The sequence below is a fragment of the Parapedobacter pyrenivorans genome (assembly GCF_014636865.1).
In the GTDB taxonomy this organism is placed as follows: Bacteria; Bacteroidota; Bacteroidia; order Sphingobacteriales; family Sphingobacteriaceae; genus Parapedobacter; species Parapedobacter pyrenivorans.
The window spans coordinates 2,498,640-2,519,484 of sequence record NZ_BMER01000001.1 but is presented as its reverse complement, the minus strand read 5'-3'; the positions used below and the strand labels follow the sequence as shown (position 1 = coordinate 2,519,484).

Here is a 20,845-nt window from a genome sequence, read left to right as displayed (position 1 = left end):
ATTTTTTAACTAAAAATCAACTTTCACGCCGATTTGGAATCTCCGTGCCAACGGATAGGCATTGTAATCAATCATTGCATTCGGGTCGCCACCGGAATTCAGCGCCGGATCAAACCCGGAATAATTGCTCCACGTTTTCAAGTTTGTAGCTGCAACATATAGTTGCACGCCCCGCAAAGCGCTGCCGAGCAATTGCGATGGAAAATCGTAGCTCAATTGCACACTTTTAAGCCGGATGTAGGAAGCATCTTCGACGGTCAATGAATTGACTACGTTTTGTCCCTGGCTTCCCGGGCTGACAAAAGAAGGGTATTTATTGGATGGGTTCTCCGGTGTCCACCGATTCAGGTAAGGTTCGGCATATTTATTCCGTCTATTTTGAAGTGGGAAGTACGTATCAACAAGGTTATTGTTAAGCATATTGACTCCTTGGACCCCTTCGATAAATACCACCAGCCCGAAATTTTTATAGGAAATCGTATTGCCAAACGACAACGTGAGGTCGGGGAACGCGTTACCCAAAACCACCCGGTCATTGGCATTGATCTCGCCATTTGCGTCCTGATCAACATATTTGAGATCGCCCGGCTTCACATTTTGCGTGGTCTGCGAAAAATCATCATCGGTTTGCCATACGCCCTCCACCTCATATCCAAAATATGACCGGAGGGGTTGCCCCACCCGGGTGACCAGGAAACTATTGGTGAAGCCCGAAGCACCGGAAATGACCTGCAACGTGTTACCGATGTCGGTGACTTCGTTATGCACCGTTGCCATATTCAGATTGGTTGTCCAACTAAAGCCCTGGCGAACGATATTTCTGGTCGAGATATCAAATTCAAAACCCCGGTTTGCGATACTGCCAATATTGCGGATCTGCGTTGCAAAGCCCGTTTCCACAGCAAGGGGAACAGCCATCAGCATATCAAAGGTCTTTTGCCGAAAGTAATCAAAATGGCCTACTACACGGCTGTTGAACAAGGCAAAATCAAGGCCGACATCCAACTGCTGGGACGTCTCCCACCGGATGTCCTCATTGGGTAAACGGGCAGGTGTCAACCCGACTTGCTGCGCTTCATTCCATATCGCCGTGGCACCACGGGCAAAGGTAGTGATCGACAGAAAATCACCGATCGATTGGTTTCCGGTACGCCCCCAGCTGATCCTCGGCTTCAACTCGTCAATAAAGGAAACGTGTTCCATAAAAGGCTCCTTGCCGAGATGCCAAGCAAATGCAAAGGACGGGAAATACCCAAACTTGTTGTTCGTGCCGAATCGTGTAGATCCATCGGCACGCATAGTGGCTGTAAGTAAATAACGATCCTTAAAGGTATAGTTGGCACGTCCAAAGGCCGATGCCAAACGATTACCTGCCCTACTGCTGCCCATGGTAAACGTCTCCGGATTACCCAGTGCCATGTTATCGGTACCGGTACCATCGGCGGCGAAACCCTCTGCATGCATAGACAACCCCGAACTCTTAAATTTCTGCATTTCAACCCCGGCCAGCAAGCCCAATTGATGATCGTTGAATGTCTCCGCGTAACGGATGGTCCCCTCCACCACATGGTCGAAGTTTTGCGTCTGATCGATATTGGCAACACCACCCCGGGCGGCTCCCACCAGGGTTTGCCGGGTCAGGTAGCTATCGTTCCGGTTATCGCCGATATCGAAGCCCACGTTCAAACGAACGCTTAAACTCGGCAGGATACTATACTCGCTGTATACGTTGCCCGCAAACTGGTTGATCCGTCGGCCGCGGTCTTCCCCTTCCAGTATGGCCACCGGGTTGTTGATCGTAAGTAACTCGGCGGTCGTAAAACCACCGTCTTCATTCCGCACCGGTAATGTAGGGTCGAAAAATAAGGCCGAATAGACCGCGCCCGCATTTTCATTGACCCCGGCCTTATTGATCAATTGATCTTCGATATGTGCAAACCGGAGATTCGTGCCGAACTTGAATTTGTTTGAACCACCGTAGTTCAGGTTTATACGTCCTCCATAGCGTTGAAAACCCGAATTGCGGATCACCCCCGCCTCATCGGTGGCATTCAACGAAACGTAGTAGTTAAGGTCGCTCAGGCGCCCGCTGAATGACAGGGAGTGGTTGTGTTCCAGCGCACCGGGATTGAAGATCTCAGCCATCCAGTCGGTTCCGGCACCGGTACTTTCTATCCGGTCTTCCGGATTGCCTCCACCATCGTCGATAATCGCATTACTCACCGTCATATATTGTTCCGGAGTGAGCAGGGTGATGTTATTGACCGGCTGATTAAAACTCGCGCTGCCATGGTAATTTACCTGCAAAGGCACATTGCCACCTTTTTTGGTGGTCACCATAATGACGCCGCCTGCCGCCCTCGATCCGTAGATGGCAGTAGCGGAAGCGTCTTTCAGCACTTCGATCGATTCGATGTCATCCGGATTGAACGTGCGTAAGCCGCCTGCCATCGGCGATCCGTCCACTACCCACAGTGGTCCCGTACCAGCACTGATGGAGCCAGCCCCCCGAATACTGATCGAATAGCTACCGCCCGGTTCGCCTGAACTTTCGACTACGCGCACACCGGGCAACTTCCCCTGAATCAATCCCTGTACCCCACCGCTTTGCCCGGGGTTGAAATCTTCACTTTTAATGGTAGATACGGATCCCGTCAGGTCACTCCGTTTAACCGTCCCGTATCCAATAACCACCACTTCGTCCAAATCGCTAACCGAAGTTTTTAAAGCTACCTTAACGACCAACCGATCACTGACCGCCACTTCCTGGGCATCGAATCCCATCAGCGAAAACTCCAGTACGGCCGATTGATTCGGCACCTTAATCCGATAATTGCCCGATTCGTCCGTAGCTACGGCCAAAGTGGAGCCTTTCAGCGATATGGTGACTCCCGGAAGGGGCACGCCATTTTCATCCGTCACTGTCCCGGTAACCTCCCGTTCTTGGACCAACGGTTTCCCCAGCATAACCTGTGGTCCTTTCCGTGAGATCAACACCCGTCTTCCACGGATTTGGTAGTCCAGCGGTTGGCCATCAAAACAAAGGTCGAGCACTTCATTAAGCGAAGCATTGCGGACATCCAAACTGACGGGCTTCGCGGCCTTCAGGTCATCGGTCAAAAACAGGAAGTGATAGCCCGTCTGCTTACGTAATTGGGTAAAGACTTCGCGAAGCGGCGCATTGCTGACCTCGATCGTCGCCTTTTGCGCGTAGACCACGGCCCCCGCCTGCAAAACGGCGGTCATCGTCAAAATAATAGTCATTTTAAACATGATCAAAAGCTTAATAAGCTGATGATTAGCGAATATTTTGCACCCTCGTGCAATACAAAATGCGTACATTTGCAATACAGTTTTAATTGCGTTAGTGAATTAACAGATCCATTCGTAGTTAGCCTGTGTAGGCGATTTTGCCAAACCAGCCGGATGTGTTAGCCGCACGTCCGGCTTTTTTTTGACGTAAAGGATAAACGTCACGCGATCATTTGAGCTCTACCTCCTTTCCCTCTCGTTCGAATTTTATATTACCCACGGTCTCTAGATCGGTCAGTAGCTCGTCTACACCCGCCGTAATGGGAAAACTTCCCCCGAACCGCTTAGCCGACACACCTACGCCGATCGTGACCCGTACGTCATACCAACGTGCGACACTCCGCATCACCGCCTGGATATCCATATCGTCAAAAATGAAATAACCGTTCTTCCATGCCAACGCCTGCTCAACGCCGCCACGTCGTCTCTCGATTTTCCCACTTTTTCCTACAATGGCTTGGTCACCGGGCGACAGCTCCGCTTCCCTCGCGCCCGCGCGGACGGTCACACCTCCTTCCACCAACGTGGTGGTCACCCCATTATCGGAAGCGTAAGCCGAAACGTTAAAGCGGGTTCCTGTTACGACAATCGACGTTCCATTGGCTACCACCTCGAATGGGCGTGATTCATCTTTGGCGACCTCAAAATAAGCTTCGCCGTCGAGTTCCACACTCCTTTTGCCTCCGGTAAAGCTTACAGGATATGTTAGGGTCGTAGCCGTATTTACCCACACGTCTGTACCATCGGGCAATGTGAGCTGGAATTGCTTGCCGTTGGGGATATGGATGGTATTCATTGGCTGCTTTCCATGCTTTGGCACCAGATCTCCCGATTCAAGGTGTGCATATACCAGTTTCCCCGCATCAAGTTTAATGATTTCCGAACCACTTGCCACATCGACGACTCCCTTATCTAGGCTATCCAAACTAATCACCGAACCATCGGCCAATGTTAAGCGGACACCGTCGGAAGGGAAGGCTGATGTTTCTGTAATCCGGAGCGGTTTATCGGCCGATTCCATAGTTCCGACACGGAAAAACCACCAACCACCAAGGGCAACCAAGAGGGATGCGGCGACCGGCCAGTACCAACGCATGTTCCTTATTGACCTTCCCGATCCGAACCGCCGCTCGTCGATGGCTTGTTTGATCCGGATTCCCATCAACACCTTTTCTTCCTCACTGTTCCACTCCCAATTGCCCACAACGGGGTTATGAAGCACCAAATCCTCTAGAAACTTACGCTCTTTTTCGGTACAATCACCGTTGGCGTAACGACGCAATAGCTTTCTGAATGCCTCTTGTTTCATACGGATTTATATTGGGTGCTTTACTAAGAGAGTATAAAAACCAACCCGATGGGGTATCCTTTAGTTAAAAAACCCACTAAACAGCTGGTAGTCAAAAAGAAAATCTTACATGATCATCCAACCAAAGTCGGTTTCGCTTACATTTAACACTCCAATTTACCATATTCGGCTGCCCTACCGTCCCGTAAACCGATAAATGTGAAAGGTTGGTGCCGAATCAACTGCAGGTACACATGCAACGGTTGACGTACAGGTACATACTGTCATTCGCAAAAGTATGCGCCCTATATAATCTTTGAAACCCATAAATTGTACGCATTCTAGGTATAAATGTTGCGCAAACTAAATGGTGAAAGGGGAAGTCTAACAGAAATTATCGGAAATGGCCAAAATGATGAGGTATGTGATGTACTCTTCATTCAATTTCAATCGCAGATGTCTCAACGATTTACTGATCTGTTTTTTTACGGTTTCATCGGATATGTTGAGCCGTTCGGCAATTTCTTTGTACGAGAGATGTTCCTTCCTACTCAACGTAAAGACTTCACGCATCCGTTCCGGCAACTTATCAACTTCTGCGTCAATGAGTTGGGACAGTTCCTTGGTATGTATATCCATTAACATGTCGGAATTGCCTCCACCGAAATGATCCATAAGCCGCTGTTCAAACTGTGTCCGCTTCAGCTGCTCGCGAAAACGTTTGAATGCGAGGTTACGGGCAATCACAAGTAGATAAGCCTCCACCGAGTTGAATTCCCTCGCATCGAAGTCCGACTCCCAGAATAGGATAAACGTCTCTTGTACCACATCGGCAACGTCGTCTTCGTCAGGAAGAATACGAACGACATACCGGAACAGTCGCTCCCAATGCGCATCGTATAGCATCGAAAAAGAAGTTTCCCTTTCGGCACTGACACGCGGGATATGATATTTCCGGTTACATTTGGTTTTCATCAATCGTGATGTGTCTATTAGCCAATTCGGCCAACTTCACCAAACTTAGGTAAATTCCAGTTATATAAAAAAATAGTTACCTGAATTTATTGACTTACCTCAATAGGCGTTAACGGACACCTTCCATCGTTTATTCTTCAAACACATGCTACCGGCTTGATGATGCACCATTCGTCGATAGAAATTGGATTGGCTGTTTGCCATCATTGATATTGCTCAGCAAGTCTTTTAGGTGCAACAGTACAAAATGCAACAGTCAACGCATCAATTAGCAACGCGGCTTCCACGAGCGAGAGTTCGACGAATGTCCAGCCTTGTTTTCCCCACTTATTAGGGACAGGGTAAATGATGCGATGATCATAAGACGAAAAAACATCCTGATCAACTTCGTTGAATTTTAAACAGGCCCTGTTGTTCTTTTCGTCCAGTGTCGCGAATATCTTTTTTACCGCTCGAAAGGATGCCTTTTCAAAATGCGGTCGTTCTATTGTTTCGGGGAATGACAACGCGAGGTTACGGAATTGTTGATTGGTCACCATATGATGTGCACTATTTCGATGTGATCGCATCAAACGTATCCGGGAATACGTAGCCAAAGCGTTCGGCTGCCTCGGGATTATACACCCGCTTCCTCACGTGGAGCATCTCCACCTCCAGGCTATCGGTCGAGCCGCTTTTCAGATACCCTGCGGCCTGCAGGCCGCTTTGGTATCCCCAATGGTAGATGTCTGCACCGAAAGCTGCTACTGCGCCGCGCATGACAAGACCGGACTCGCTTGTGAAAACAGGAACCCCTTTATCATTGCAATTTTTCAAGATGGTTTCAAATGCAGCAAATACGGTATTATCTGGATTGGCAAAGAACGCATCGATATTTTTTGTAAGTAGCGAACGAACGACCAATTGTGCTTCGGCGGAAGAGTTGAGCGGCAGCGCTACCAAATGGGTATTCATGCTATCGGCGATTCCAGCAATCCGCTCGTAGGCTTCAACCGACTGGGGTTCTGACTGATTGTAGATCATACCAACGGTCAACTGGGCGCTCTTGGGCTTTACCATTTCGGCGATCAACGTGAAAGAGGTATCAATGTAAGCCAGGTTCTCTCCCACACCAAACAAGTTTTGTGGTGCTTCGCCATCGGCTGCCAATAACCCTAGGATATCAGGCATGGCCGTAACGGTTTGGAATACGGGAATGTCCTCACTACGCTGCACAGCCGCAATAGTAGCCAAAGTGGTACTGGTGCCGATTAGCGCTACCTTTCTGCTGTTGAAGTAGCTGATGATCTGGTTGAGCGTAGCCGCATCTCCCTGGGCATTCCGGCGGATGATTTCCATTGTGGTATCCGATTCGCTATACCCACTGTCGCGCAGCGCCTTGACAAAACCTTCATATGCTTGGGCGATAGTTGCATCCTCAAACGCCTCCACAAACCCAACCACGGGAACTCCCCCCTGCTCTTTCTGTTGTTCACAGCCCCATAAATATGCACTTAAACATACCGCCATCAGGGCGCAGCATCTTTTGATCATAATAGCAAACTTAACGAAAAATGTATGGTATTCGCGAACACATTTTAAAATTATATCCTCACTGTTGCCCCAAAATTCGTAACGTTGCCATATGGTTTTCAGTCTGAAAAAACGACAGCGGCGTCCCCACAAAGTAGGCCTTGTACTCTCCGGTGGCGGATTACGTGGCATAGGCCATTTGGGTGCCATCAAGGCCCTGGAGGAGCATGGCTACCGGCCTTCAATTATTTCTGGATGCAGCATGGGTGCCATTATCGGTGCTTTTTATGCTGCCGGATATACGGTAGAAGGGATGCTGCGCATCATAGGAGAAAACGACCTTTTCCCTACTACAAGCTTTCGCTTGCGTACCTCCGGTTTTGTAGATAATCGCTTTCTCGCTCGATTGATCCATAAACACATTCCTGAAAATACGTTTGAGGCCTTGAAGATACCGCTTCACGTATCGGCCACAAACTTTAGGGCGGGCAAGGTCGAATACTTCCACTCGGGTACGCTAGATGATGCACTGTTGGCATCATCCAGTGTGCCATTAATGTTTCCTCCCATAAAACGTGGCGAATCTGTTTATTATGATGGAGGGATACTCGACAACCTCCCCGTTAAGCCACTGCTGGGGCAATGTAAGTACTTAATCGGGGTACATGTAAATGCACCCGATCATATTGAACCCGAAAAACTCACGCCGGCAAAGATGCTCGACCGGATCACTCATCTTGCAATCGGGCAGTCCGTGGGCTTAAATGCCCGGGAGTGTGATTTGTTTTTGGAACCGCCGGATATGCTTCAATTCAGCATGTTTGGCAAGAAAGAACTAATGCATATTTATGAATATGTTTACACCTATGCATCTCAATTTCTCAGCCAGCGCTAACGAGCGCTCAAAGCAATCCGGCAGCATACCCAGCGTCACCCTAGGAACGTCTACTCCCACCACCTCAAGCACATTCCGACCCTTTTTCATAATTGGCGTAGCAAAACCGAAAATCCACGGATTGTCAAAACATACCTCATGCGCGCTCCACCTATGCGTCGCGTTTGCCTCAATGATAAAAGGTGAACTATACGTGGCTGATAGGTGGGAAATACGTGGCTGACATGCGGATAGTTAGGCACTAAAGTATAACACACAGCGGACATTGAAAGGGATTGTCGACCTACTACAGCTATTTCCATATGGTTTTTTTTATTTTTCTCTTGATAATAAAGAAAAATGATGTACATTTGGCTCGTCAAACAGAAGAGATGTTAACACGGAACAATGCATACTGGTTTTTTGGCTTCTTTTATTTTAGCGATAAAAGCCGGGATTGATATGCATTCATAACGTAGAAGATATAAATGTAGAAAAGTCCCGGCAAGAAAGCCGGGACTTTTTTTATTGTCCATTTAGCACAACATATGAGCATAAAAGTAGCCATACAAGGGATCAAGGGATGCTTCCATGAAGAAGCTGCCTACAAATATTTCGGGGAAGATATCGAAACGGTGGAGTGTGAGTCGTTCAAGAAAACCTGCGAGCTGCTAAAACAGGGAAGGGTCGACTACGTAGTGATGGCCATCGAGAACTCCATTGCAGGCGGATTATTACCCAACCACAGCCTGCTCCGCGACTACCGTTTCCCCATAGTCGGTGAAGTATACCTACACATTAAACTGCACTTGCTGGTTTCACCGGGTGTAACCATCCAAGACATCAAGTTCGTAGAGTCGCATCCCATTGCCTTACAGCAATGCAGCGATTACCTGGAGGAAAACCCACAGTTCAAAATTACGGAGGGTGAAGATACGGCCGGCAGTGCAAAAAAAGTAAGTGAGTTGCAACTGAAAGACACCGCAGCCGTCGCTAACCAGCTCTCTGCAAAACTATATGGATTGGAAATCCTCGAACGGCGGATCGAAACCAATAAGAAAAACTATACCCGCTTTCTCATCCTCGCAGCTAAAACAGACGAAAAAAGCAACGTCAATAAAGCCTCGCTCTCTTTCCAAACGGGCAATGGTGTGGGTGCATTGTCTAAAGTGCTACTGTGCTTTGCCGAGCAAAACATCAATCTTAGCCGGATACAGTCCATGCCGGTACTTGGAAAACGCAACGAATACGACTTTTATGTCGATGTGGAATGGAACGACCAAGCAGACTACGAAGCCGCGATACGCCGGGTGTTGAAACTTACTAACAACTTTAACATCATGGGCGAATATGTGAAGAATGATAAAGTTTGAGAATAGTCATCTATGCTCCACTTTTTACAGATAAGCAAATAACAAAAAACAAATAAACGGTAAAAACAATGAAACAGACATTAGACATCGTACCCTTGAAATCATGGATCGATACCGGCGACTTACCATTGGTAATTGCTGGGCCATGCAGTGCCGAAACGGAAGAGCAAGTATTAGCCACGGCACACCTGCTTGCCAATACCGGCAAAGTAAACGTACTTCGTGCAGGCATTTGGAAACCGCGCACACGTCCGGGTGAATTCGAAGGAATTGGCAGCGTTGGTCTCCAATGGCTTCGCAAGGCCAAGGAAGAAACCGGGCTACCCATCACCACGGAAGTCGCTACAGCCAAACACGTGGAAGAGGCCTTGGCGGCCGGTGTGGATATCCTATGGATAGGTGCCCGCTCCACAGCAAACCCCTTCACAGTCCAGGAAATCGCCGATGCGCTTAAAGGCGTGGATGTACCCGTATTGATCAAAAACCCGGTAAACCCCGACCTTTCCCTCTGGCTCGGCGCTTTGGAACGGGTAAACCGCGCCGGCATCAAGAAATTGGGCGCTATTCACCGTGGCTTCTCTTCTTACGAAAAAACAGCTTTCCGCAATGAACCCATGTGGGACCTCGCCATCCAGCTGAAGACCATGGTGCCCGACCTGCCGGTCATCAATGACCCCAGTCATATCTGTGGCAACCGCGAACTGATCCCTTACATTGCACAAAAAGCACTGGATATGGATATGCAGGGGCTGATCATCGAATCGCATATCGATCCTTCCGTAGCATGGACCGATGCGAAGCAACAGGTAACCCCACAAGCACTTGCCGAAATCATCACCAACCTCGTGGCTAGGCATGCGGAGTCCAACGACCCTGTATTCGAAGACAAGCTGGCTGGGTTTCGAAAAGACATCGATAAGCTGGATGATCAAATCATCAAGATACTGAGCGACCGAATGAAAATCGTCGAAAAAATCGGCGAATATAAGCGCGACAATAATGTAACCATCCTGCAGGTAAGCCGTTGGGATGAGATCATCCAAAAGCGTAGTAACGTAGCTCAAGCCCTTAAACTGGACAAGGAATTCACCGTAAAGATGCTGGAGTTGATTCATAATGAATCTATCCGCAAGCAAAACGAAATTATGAATACCAAACCGGTAGCAGAGGCGTAATGGCGGGCCCTACAATAAAACTTTCCCATCCGGTGAAATCGCTCAGCGGCAACGTACCACTTACGGGTTCGAAAAGCGAAAGTAACCGGGCATTGATCATCCAGGCCCTCAGCGGAGGGAACGTCACGATCGAAAACCTTTCTGCGGCCGCTGATACGGTAACGCTTCAGCGCGCGCTCGCTGCCTCGACAGCTGCCGACGGGAAAATTGAAACGGTAATTGATATCGGACCCGCCGGAACGGCCATGCGTTTCTTGACTGCCTATCTATCCATCAACGGGGGTCAAGCAACCCTTACCGGAAGTGAACGGATGAAACAACGACCCATCGGCATCTTGGTAGACGCCCTTAACACCTTGGGCGCCCATATCCAATACGCAGGGGCAACCGGCTATCCGCCACTCGCTATCGATGGTGCCTTTAAGCAAGAAACGGCCCACGTGCGGATAAAAGGCAACGTAAGCAGCCAATACCTATCTGCATTGCTACTCATCGCTTCCGCACTGCCCCAAGGCCTGGAATTGCAGATCGAAGGTGAACTTACCTCACGCCCCTACCTTACCATGACGCTTGATATGCTGGCGGAGGCAGGTATCCAACACCAATGGAACGGTGATAGGATAACCATCGCACCGCAGGCAACCAAGCCCTGCCGATTGACTGTCGAGCCGGACTGGAGCGCGGCATCTTATTGGTATGCCATGGTGGCGTTGGCTGAGGATGCCAACCTCTTTCTGCCAAACTTAAAAAAAAACAGCCTCCAGGGAGATGCGGCCATTAAGGATATCATGGTACACTTCGGTGTGGCATCCACCTTTGAGGATGGTGGACTGCGTATTCAGAAAACGACCAGCGTTCATCAGGCAGAAGAAACTTTATTTGACTTCACCGAATGCCCGGACCTGGCACAAACAGTGATTGTATGTGCCGCGGTGCAACGACGAAATCTGTCGTTCACCGGATTGCATACACTCAAAATCAAAGAAACCGACCGCATTGCCGCGCTGCAAAACGAATTGGGTAAATTTGGCGTGAAGCTGGTGGAAGTTGGAAAGGTGTACCATCTGGTTACCGAGGGATTATTCCGCCCGCAACACCTCACCATCGAAACGTATGAGGATCACCGCATGGCCATGGCCTTTGCTCCCTTGGCACTGCTATTCGACGGCGTACAAATCAATGAACCCGATGTGGTGGAGAAATCTTATCCCGATTTCTGGAAACATTTGAAACAACACGGATTTATTCTATCTTAGCCGGTCGAAAAAAGTCTAACAACTCATGTCTATTATCTAAAATCTGGAATGGCAGGAAACTCATTTGGAGATGTATTCCGTATTACCACCTTTGGCGAATCGCATGGTGAAGCAATCGGCGTGATTATTGATGGTTGTCCGGCGAATATTACCCTCGATGAATCATTCATCCAGTCTGAATTGGATAAACGTCGTCCGGGGCAATCGAGAATAACGACTCAGCGCAAGGAGAGCGACACGGCCAAAATACTGTCCGGCGTGTTTGAAGGTAAAACCACGGGTACACCACTGGCCATGGTCATCCCCAATGAAGATCAACGGTCGAAAGATTATTCGCATATCAAAGATAGGTACCGCCCCTCTCATGCCGACTACACTTACCAAATGAAATACGGCATCCGCGACTACCGCGGGGGCGGCCGGTCTTCGGCCCGTGAGACGGCAGCAAGGGTGGCAGCAGGTGCTGTGGCAAAAACACTGCTCGCACAATCTGATATCCGCATTTTCGCCCATGTATCCGGTGTAGGTAAAATTGAAGCCCCCAACCTGGTATCCCACGATATCGATGAGCTTATCAACATCCGAGAAGGTAATATCGCGCGTTGCGCCGACCCCGCGACGGCCAATGAAATGATTGATTTCATAGATAGCGTCCGTAAAGCAGGTGATACCGTTGGTGGTCGCATCAGCGTCATTATACAAAATACACCGGTGGGATTGGGTGAACCCGTATTCGATAAGCTTCATGCCGATTTGGCTAAAGCCATGATGGGAATCAATGCGGTACACGGTTTTGAGTATGGCTCGGGCTTTGCCGGATCACAGATGCGGGGATCGGAACACAACGATATCTTTGTCAACCCCGCAAATGATGCTGAGCACCTCAAGACACTGACCAATTTTTCGGGGGGTATCCAAGGTGGCATTTCGAATGGCATGGATATCACATTCCGCGTGGCGTTTAAACCTGTTGCAACCATCATGCGCCCGCAGCAGACCGTAAACCAAGCGGGAGAAGCTAGCGAAATCACCGGCAAAGGCCGGCATGATCCCTGCGTGGTACCACGTGCTGTCATCATCGTCGAAGCAATGGCAGCATTGGTCCTCGCCGATCATTTACTCAAAAACCGAATTTATGAAACAACAAAATAGCCCCTTTGTAATCGCTTCCGATATTGGAGGCACACACGTCACCGCCGCCTTGGTTGATACCAACCACTGGCAGGTGATTACCGAATCTACCACCAGGCATCATGTTGATTCACATACCGATGCTAAATCGATTTTATCGGCATGGGCCGCTCCTTTCCAAGAAGTTATCCAAAACCGGACCCGCACTGATAACTCGGTCATCGGCATCGCGATGCCCGGTCCATTCGACTACGAAAACGGCATTTCGCGCATGCGCGACCAAGATAAGTACGACAACCTGTATGGCATGGACATCCGCCGGGAGCTTGCTGAAAGGACGGGAGTAGCCGGGGATAACATCCGTTTCATCAACGATGCGGCAGCGTTTCTGCAGGGCGAGGTCTTTGCCGGAAAACATAATGGCCATACCAAAATCTTAGGCATCACATTGGGTACGGGACTGGGAAGCGCCATTTGGGAACGGGGGAACAATGCCGTAGATGCCGATCTGTGGAAAACACCCTACCTGGACAGCAATATGGAAGAGCATTTGGTGACTCGATGGTTCGTCCGCAAGGCCGCGCAACACAATGTAAAAGTCACCGGCCTCCGAGAGCTTCTCCAATTACGCGATAAACATGCTTTAGTTGATGATTTATTGGCGGAGTACAGCCATCACTTGCTTCAGTTCATCCAATTCTTCAGTGACCATGAAGGCACCGAAAAATTTATCATTGGTGGCAACATTTCCAAGGCATGGGATATATTCCGCAGTTTTAACACCAACGCTTTTGATCGTTTCGACATCCGAATCAGTCAATTGGGTGAACAGGCGGCGCTAATCGGCGCAGCAGCATTGTTCGTATAATAACTGGCCGAAAACGAAGCTTTAATTCAGGAGAATAACGCAGGAAACTTGCTCGGATTTGCCTCGTGCATAATGGCATATACCGCTTCGATGACGTCATCTGCCGAAGGCTTGGAAAAATAGTCGCCGTCAGAGCCATAGGGCGGGCGATGTGCCGCTGCCGTCAACGTGCGGGGTTGCCCATCAAGATGATAATATCCGTTCTGAGTTTCCAGAATCTGTTGCAGAATGAAGGCAGACGCGCCTCCGGGTACATCTTCATCCACCACAAGCAATTTATTGGTTTTGCTTAATGATTGTGCACATAGATGCTTTTCATCGAACGGCTGTAAGGTCTGTGGATCTACGATTTCAATGGAAATACCCAAGTTTTCCAATTCGGCAGATGCTTCCTGTACTACGCGCAGTGTAGATCCATACGATACCACCGTGACGTCCCTACCCGCTCTCACCACTTCTGCATGACCCAGTGGGACAGTAAATTCACCGACATTAAGCGGCATGCGCTCTTTGAGCCGATATCCGTTTAGGCACTCGATGATCAATGCAGGCTCATCAGACCGCAGCAAGGTGTTATACATACCTGCGGCTTGGGTCATGTTTCGCGGCACACATACATGTATCCCACGCATGGAACCCAAAATCATACTCATGGGGGATCCGGAATGCCAGATGCCTTCCAACCGATGGCCACGTGTCCGGATAATCAATGGTGCTTTTTGCCCACCTTTTGTTCGGTAGCTCAGGCTTGCAAGGTCGTCGGTCAGCACGGTCAGGCCGTACACGAGGTAATCCAGGTACTGGATTTCCGCAATGGGCCGCAGTCCACGCATGGCCAACCCCATACCCTGACCGATGATGGCCGCTTCTCGGATGCCCGTATCGAAAATACGGTGGTCACCATACTTCGCCTGTAGCCCTGCAAATCCTTGATTCACATCACCGATTTTCCCTACATCTTCTCCGAAAGCGACCACGCGTGCATCCCGTGCGAAATTCGCATCGAAGCATGCGTTCAGTACTTCCCGGCCATCCACCGGCTTACCATCTGTCCGGTATTCAGCCGGTATTGCAGGCACGTATCGCGGTGATTCTGCCGTATCCGTGAATAGGCGTGAATTATACCGATCACGGTTGATTTCCTGTTGCTGTTTATACCACGACAATAACATCGACTTTTCTTCGGTTTGCACATCGCGCAATAGCCGAAAGACCCGTCTAACCGTACTATACACCTCTTTGAGCGAAGGCTCGGTGAGCGACTTCAGTTCATTAAGCAGCAGTTGGGCGGTTTCATTTCGGATTTTCGCCAATAGGCCGATAGCCTCATCAACTTCCTTTTTGAGAGTTCTATTGTAATCAGCCCAAGCCCGTCGTTGCTCAGTGCGCACACGATCTTTTATGGCACGTTCGATGGCTACCAATTCATCTTCATCTGCGATGCTTGATTCAATCATCCAAGCCCGCATCTTAGCGTTGCAGTCATACTCTTCTTCCCACGCCAAACGTTCCTTTGATTTATATCGCTCATGCGAACCGGATGATGAATGCCCCTGAGGTTGGGTCATTTCCGTCACATGGATTAATACGGGGATATGCTGTTCACGGCTGATACGAGCTGCTGTTTCATACGTCTCGCAAAGACCCGGATAGTCCCAACCTTTTACCTTAAAAATTTCAAACCCTTCTCCGTGCTCATCGCGTTGGAAACCCTTCAAGACTTCCGAGATGTCCGCCTTGGTGGTTTGCACCTCATTGGATACCGAAATGCCGTAGCCATCGTCCCATATCGATATTACCACTGGAATTTGCCGTACACCAGCAGCGTTCACCGCCTCAAAGAATACGCCTTCCGACGTTGATGCATTGCCTACCGTGCCGAACGCCACTTCATTACCGTTATTGGAAAAGTTGCCCATATCGACCAACTCCGGGTTATTCCGATACATTTTCGACGCCAGTCCAAAACCGAGTAGGCGAGGCATTTGACCTCCCGTCGTGGAAATATCGGAAGCGGCGTTTTTCATCAGTGTCTGGTCCACCCAATTGCCATCTGGCGTAAGCATCCGAGTCGCAAAGTGACTATTCATTTGCCTCCCAGCAGAAGATGGATCGGCTTCCACATCCGGATGAGCGTATAACTGCGAAAAAAACTGATAAACCGAAACAATACCGGCAGCAAACATAAACGTCTGGTCGCGATAATAACCCGAGCGCCAGTCGCCCAGTTGGAATACCTTGGCCATCGCGATTTGTGCCAACTCCTTGCCATCACCGAAAACCCCGAACTTCGCTTTACCCGTAAGCACTTCCTTTCGGCCCAACAAACTCACGAACCTGCTCTCCACAGCAATATGATAATCCGCTATAACGATGGCTTTGAAATCGTCAAAACTGAGTTTGGTGTGAGTGGGGTGTTCGCTTTGTTTAATATGGGTATCAGACATAATTAAATTGCGTTTGCTCCAAAAATAGGAAAAAAATATTTGCACAAAAGCGATAACCGCTTTTAAATTCAGGTGCGTTTATTGGTTTTGGCAAAACTGGCCGTTAATCACGGACTCCATCGAATTGTACTCCCATAAATGGGCTTAACGACCCCGGATATATATATATAGTATAACGCTGGTTGTTGGGAAAGATTGTATCAGAAACCTCAAAATATCGATGGACTTCCCTGTTTCTCAACAGCTATCCCAACAGCGCTGCAACACGGCCAACCTGTCCGTCTTCCAAACGTACCTTGATGCCCCGGGAATGAAACGAGGCCGACGTAAGAATGTCCTTCACGACACCTTCCGTGTGTTTACCTGTACGTTGGTCTTTCTTAAGGATAATGGCCACTTCCAAGCCAGGATAGATGTCCTTACGGTATTTTCCGTCCATTGGTTAATTATTGGCTTTCAGCCTACCGCAACTCGCGGATAGGCTGAAAGCCATCTTATTCCGTCTTTAATCAAATCTACTTCAGCACCGAATCGTGAACAACGACCTTGCTCCAAAACTTGGAGTATTTTTCGATGGCTGCAAGATGAATCGGATGGGTTTCGTACGTATTGATGTCTTCCATGGTATCACAGTACACCAATAAATTGTACGTAAAACTATTATCTACCACGTCACGCGCGTTCGTATTTGCGGCACGTCCGTAATGGAGTGACTTAATGCTGGGGATCGGTTTCAGTTCCTCAAAAAAATTGGCAAAATCACTGATTTCCTGCTCTGAAAGTCCATCCTTTAACCAAAAAAGCACATAATGTGCAATCACTTCTTTGTTTTCCATTGTTGCGTTCGTTTCGTTGTTTGATGCTGTTTGATTGTTTTCCTCGTTTGAAGTTTTGGGGGCACACGCGGCCAATACACCGGCGCCTACGCCAGCCAATGCTACGGCGGCGCCAGCCTGTTTGATAAAATGACGTCTTTCCATATGAGTTGATTTATTTATTCATGATTTTCAGAATGTCGTTGCCAAAGACAAACACCATTAAGGCTAAGAGGATGAAAAATCCGGCCATCTGTGCCTTTTCGAGGAACTTATCGCTCAACGGCTTGCCCTGAATCATTTCTACGAGCAAAAACACCACATGCCCTCCGTCCAGCGCCGGGATTGGTAGGAAATTCATCAATGCCAACGCCATGGAGAGTAGGCCGACCAACGTCCAGAATTTAACCCAGTCGACCTCCGAACCAAACATCGTTGCTATGCGCACCGGCCCCGATATAGCTTTGTCAGCCCGCAACTCACCCGTTGCAATTTTCCCAAGCCCCTTTGCATTGTCTATCAGCGTACCCCAGGCTTTCGAAGCGCCTATGGGCGCCGACTCAAAAAAGCCATAATGGGTGGTCACGTACGGGAAGTCCATATCGTGTTTGATGCTAAAGCCCAACTCGCCGCTTTCCGGTACTGTCGTCTGTACCGTGGTGGTATCGCCGCCACGCAGCAACAGCAATGCCACGGGCTTGCCTGCATTTCCGCCGATAGCTGCCCGTACTTGGTCCCAAAAGGGTACCGGGCTATTGTTTATCCTCAGAATGCTATCGCCTGGTACAATACCTGCCTTCTCCGCAGCACTTTCTGCTACGACCGAATCAACAGCCATCGTGCGGCTGCGCAAACGCACAAATTCATTGCGATCGTAATCCGCTACGGTGTTCAGAATGTCTCCCGGTACGGGAATCGACAGCGTCTCACCGTTGCGTTCCACCGTCAACACCGTATTTCCCATGAGTACTTTTGAGCCAATCAGGTCATTAAACCTCAGTACAGGTTGCCCGTCTATTTCAGTAATGCGGTCGCCGGCCTGCAGCCCGATCTTTTCACCGATGATACCGGGAGTTATACCGTTTACCAATTGGGTATTATCCACATAGGTTTCGCCGTATTTGAACGTCAGCATCCAAAAGATAAACATTCCCAAGATGATATTGACAATAATCCCGCCCATCATGACGATGAGGCGCTGCCAGGCAGGCTTCGAACGGAATTCCCACGGTTGCGGCTCACCCTTAAGCTGCTCGGTATCCATCGATTCGTCGATCATACCGGCAATCTTTACATAACCACCGAGGGGCAACCAACCGATACCATACTCACATTCTTTATATTTGAATTTAAATAGCTTTACACCCCAGGCGTCAAAGAACAGATAGAACTTTTCAACTTTAATTCCAAATGCACGTGCGGCCAAAAAGTGACCGAACTCGTGCACAACAATCAATATGGACAAACCTAACAGTACTTGTCCGATCATTACCAATACACCCATTTACTTTATTTACTATATAATATACGTTTTATTCTTTATTACCAACGCTTTCGCGATTGCCCGGCTCTCTCGGTCCGTCCTCAGGTAATCATCCAAAGAGGGCTTCGCGATATGGCCAACCGTAGCCATCGTCTCCTCGATAATGTCACTCATCTGCAGAAACCCAACTCCGCCTTTCAAAAATGCTGCCACGACCTCCTCGTTAGCAGCATTAAGTATACAGGGCACGTTGCCCCCCAACTCCAATGCACGATAGGCCAATGCCAAATTACGGAAGGTATCGGTATCGGGCTGCTCGAAAGTCAGTGACGGAAAATCCGCAAAATTGAATCGTTTGAAGTTATTCCCTACCCTGTTGGGATAAGTAAGGGCATATTGTATCGGGAGTCTCATATCAGCGGGGCCAAGCTGTGCCTTGATACTTCCGTCTTCAAATTGCACCAAGGAATGGACTGCGGACTGCGGATGCACGACCACGTCAATTTGTCGTGCTTCCAACCCGAACAGCCATTTTGCCTCAATGACTTCCAGGCCCTTATTCATCAACGTAGCTGAGTCGATCGTGATTTTGGCGCCCATCACCCAATTCGGATGGCATAATGCTTGCTCGTGGCTCACCGAGGCCAAATACGCTCGGTCTTTCCCCCTGAATGGCCCTCCGGATGCGGTGAGATATACACGCTCGATGGGGTTGTTACTTTCACCTACCAGACATTGGAAGATCGCAGAATGTTCGGAATCCACCGGTAACAAATTTACGCCGTGCTTACTTACCAGCTCCATCACCAGTTGTCCGCCCACCACCAACGTTTCCTTATTAGCTAATGCAATGTCTTTTCCCGCTTTGATGGCTGCAATTGTGGGGCGGAGCCCCGCCGATCCGACCAGGGCACTGATAACCAAGCCTACCCCATCGTACTGCACAACCTCCTCCAGGGCGGCTGAACCGGCTAGCACCTCGATGGAAGTACCCGTAAGGGCAGCCTTCACTTCAGCGTATTTCCCTTCATCGGTAATCACCACCGCCTGCGGACGAAATTCAAGCGCCTGTTGAATTAACAGTTCTGCGTTTGTGGCTGCGGTAAGCACCTGCATTTCAAATCGATTGGGATGGGCCCGCACAACCTCCAATGCCTGTGTGCCAATGCTACCCGTGGCACCTAATAGAACAATCTTCCTTTTTATCAACGTGATGCTACAATTTTACCATTTCCGGTTTCCAACTAAATAATATTCTTCATCACCTCCGGATTTTCCCCACCATCATAGTCAGCCATCATCCGACGGTAAGCCATTGCAACAACCACGCTAGACAGCGGGCCTACCAGAAAAGAATTGACGATGCTTAATGCCGTTGACACCATGGGATATCCTGCATAATTGAAATATAAATATAAAAGGTGCAAAATGGCAAAAAATGCTAAGATGAGCAATAGTTTGGTAACATTTCCCTTGGTGAGTGCAAAACTGAGACGCAAGGCGCGGAAGGGTTCGGCGTGCCGATCAATGATAAAAAACGGATAGAATGCAACACGCAACAAAAATAAAAAGATCAAAACAGCCGATATAATTCGGGCAATCTTGACCATCGCCGAAACATCGATACCGGCGTACACCAATGGGAACGCAAGAACAGAAATTAGGAGGTAAAATACCAAAGCAAGCAGTGCGATGCTAAGCATACCCGTAAAAAAATAGAGCAGTTCCTTAGTGCTGGGTATCGTGTCTATCAGGTGGATTCGTTCTTTTTTATCGATCAGCGTAAAAATATACTTAAACAAGGTAAGCTGCGTGCCGAAATAAAGGATAACAAAGAGAAACGCCATGAAGACACTTAGAAACGTATTGACCTCACTAAAATAAAATGCCAGAATACCTGAGGTATTGGACGTCAGGAAAAGCAGAAAACAGAGACCAGCAACGGAAAAATAATGGTTTTTAAGCAAGTCCCAAGACTTGTTGATCACCTCATTTACGGCAAATGTACTGTCTCGCAAAAATTGAATCATCGGATTGGCTAATTACCAGTGCAAAGGTGGGATAAAGTTTTAGTATTTAAAAATAAGCGACTGCGCTATATAACAAGAATCCCGGCATAAGCCAGGATTCCCACGTGGAGGATACCGGATTCGAACCGGTGACCTCTTGCCTGCCAGGCAAGCGCTCTAGCCAGCTGAGCTAAACCCCCATTTTGCGGACTGCAAACATAGAAAAAATAGATTTCACTTGCAAGGGGCTGTAAAAAATTAAATCGGCCTGTTGCTTGGCCATGTACAAGAATATCATATACTCAATACAGGGTATTTTTCTGCAAA

17 protein-coding genes and 1 tRNA gene are annotated in these 20,845 nt (G+C 48.7%); 6 read left to right on the top strand and 12 right to left on the bottom strand.

The window, feature by feature from the left end; genetic code table 11:
* Window positions 1–9: 9 nt before the first annotated feature.
* The 5 genes from IEV98_RS09905 to IEV98_RS09885 all read right to left on the bottom strand — a co-directional run bounded on the left by IEV98_RS09905 (window position 10) and on the right by IEV98_RS09885 (window position 7,108).
* Window positions 10–3,273 carry a TonB-dependent receptor gene (locus IEV98_RS09905; RefSeq protein WP_188505681.1) on the bottom strand — a complete coding sequence of 1,088 codons (3,264 nt, stop codon included), beginning with the start codon at window positions 3,271–3,273 and terminating at the stop codon, window positions 10–12.
* 208 nt (window positions 3,274–3,481) lie between these two features.
* A complete protein-coding gene (locus tag IEV98_RS09900) occupies window positions 3,482–4,621 on the bottom strand; it encodes a FecR family protein (RefSeq protein WP_188505680.1) in 1,140 nt (379 codons plus the stop codon).
* A gap of 363 nt (window positions 4,622–4,984) precedes the next feature.
* On the bottom strand, window positions 4,985–5,575 hold the full coding sequence (locus tag IEV98_RS09895) for an RNA polymerase sigma factor (RefSeq protein WP_188505679.1): 591 nt from the start codon (window positions 5,573–5,575) through the stop codon (window positions 4,985–4,987).
* 203 nt (window positions 5,576–5,778) lie between these two features.
* Window positions 5,779–6,114 carry an MmcQ/YjbR family DNA-binding protein gene (locus tag IEV98_RS09890; protein ID WP_188505678.1) on the bottom strand — a complete coding sequence of 112 codons (336 nt, stop codon included), beginning with the start codon at window positions 6,112–6,114 and terminating at the stop codon, window positions 5,779–5,781.
* A gap of 10 nt (window positions 6,115–6,124) precedes the next feature.
* Entirely contained in the window at window positions 6,125–7,108 is a 984-nt protein-coding gene (locus IEV98_RS09885) for an ABC transporter substrate-binding protein (RefSeq protein WP_229738654.1), read from the bottom strand.
* A gap of 91 nt (window positions 7,109–7,199) precedes the next feature.
* Between IEV98_RS09885 and IEV98_RS09880 the strand changes: the two genes are divergently transcribed.
* From IEV98_RS09880 to IEV98_RS09855, 6 genes are all read left to right on the top strand, one after another.
* Window positions 7,200–7,982 carry a patatin-like phospholipase family protein gene (locus IEV98_RS09880; RefSeq protein ID WP_188505677.1) on the top strand — a complete coding sequence of 261 codons (783 nt, stop codon included), beginning with the start codon at window positions 7,200–7,202 and terminating at the stop codon, window positions 7,980–7,982.
* 527 nt (window positions 7,983–8,509) lie between these two features.
* Window positions 8,510–9,334, top strand: coding sequence for a prephenate dehydratase (locus IEV98_RS09875; protein WP_188505676.1), 825 nt, complete (start codon window positions 8,510–8,512; stop codon window positions 9,332–9,334).
* 68 nt (window positions 9,335–9,402) lie between these two features.
* Window positions 9,403–10,509 carry a chorismate mutase gene (locus IEV98_RS09870; protein ID WP_188505675.1) on the top strand — a complete coding sequence of 369 codons (1,107 nt, stop codon included), beginning with the start codon at window positions 9,403–9,405 and terminating at the stop codon, window positions 10,507–10,509.
* Window positions 10,509–11,765 carry a 3-phosphoshikimate 1-carboxyvinyltransferase gene (gene aroA / locus IEV98_RS09865; RefSeq protein ID WP_188505674.1) on the top strand — a complete coding sequence of 419 codons (1,257 nt, stop codon included), beginning with the start codon at window positions 10,509–10,511 and terminating at the stop codon, window positions 11,763–11,765. The genes IEV98_RS09870 and aroA overlap by 1 nt, the downstream gene beginning before the upstream one ends.
* A gap of 48 nt (window positions 11,766–11,813) precedes the next feature.
* On the top strand, window positions 11,814–12,917 hold the full coding sequence (aroC, locus tag IEV98_RS09860) for a chorismate synthase (RefSeq protein WP_188505673.1): 1,104 nt from the start codon (window positions 11,814–11,816) through the stop codon (window positions 12,915–12,917).
* A complete protein-coding gene (locus tag IEV98_RS09855) occupies window positions 12,901–13,764 on the top strand; it encodes an ROK family protein (protein WP_188505672.1) in 864 nt (287 codons plus the stop codon). Before aroC ends, IEV98_RS09855 begins: the two co-directional genes overlap by 17 nt.
* Before the next feature lie 26 nt (window positions 13,765–13,790).
* Here IEV98_RS09855 and IEV98_RS09850 read toward each other — a convergent pair whose 3' ends face one another.
* The 7 genes from IEV98_RS09850 to IEV98_RS09820 form a co-directional block, all read right to left on the bottom strand.
* Window positions 13,791–16,211: an alpha-ketoacid dehydrogenase subunit alpha/beta gene (locus IEV98_RS09850; protein WP_188505671.1), complete on the bottom strand. Its 2,421-nt coding sequence runs from the start codon at window positions 16,209–16,211 to the stop codon at window positions 13,791–13,793.
* A gap of 244 nt (window positions 16,212–16,455) precedes the next feature.
* On the bottom strand, window positions 16,456–16,650 hold the full coding sequence (locus tag IEV98_RS09845; RefSeq protein ID WP_188505670.1) for a YwbE family protein: 195 nt from the start codon (window positions 16,648–16,650) through the stop codon (window positions 16,456–16,458).
* A 76-nt stretch (window positions 16,651–16,726) separates the two neighbouring features.
* Window positions 16,727–17,191, bottom strand: a complete 465-nt coding sequence (locus IEV98_RS09840) for a Dabb family protein (protein ID WP_188505669.1) — start codon at window positions 17,189–17,191, stop codon at window positions 16,727–16,729.
* Between the two features lie 10 nt (window positions 17,192–17,201).
* Window positions 17,202–18,530: an RIP metalloprotease RseP gene (gene rseP / locus IEV98_RS09835; protein WP_188505668.1), complete on the bottom strand. Its 1,329-nt coding sequence runs from the start codon at window positions 18,528–18,530 to the stop codon at window positions 17,202–17,204.
* A gap of 12 nt (window positions 18,531–18,542) precedes the next feature.
* Window positions 18,543–19,715, bottom strand: a complete 1,173-nt coding sequence (locus tag IEV98_RS09830) for a 1-deoxy-D-xylulose-5-phosphate reductoisomerase (protein ID WP_371870666.1) — start codon at window positions 19,713–19,715, stop codon at window positions 18,543–18,545.
* 38 nt (window positions 19,716–19,753) lie between these two features.
* The gene (locus IEV98_RS09825; RefSeq protein WP_188505666.1) at window positions 19,754–20,539 is read right to left on the bottom strand and encodes a beta-carotene 15,15'-monooxygenase; all 786 of its coding nucleotides are present in this window, start codon (window positions 20,537–20,539) and stop codon (window positions 19,754–19,756) included.
* Between the two features lie 105 nt (window positions 20,540–20,644).
* A tRNA-Ala gene (locus IEV98_RS09820) sits at window positions 20,645–20,718 on the bottom strand.
* Between the last annotated feature and the right edge of the window lie 127 nt (window positions 20,719–20,845).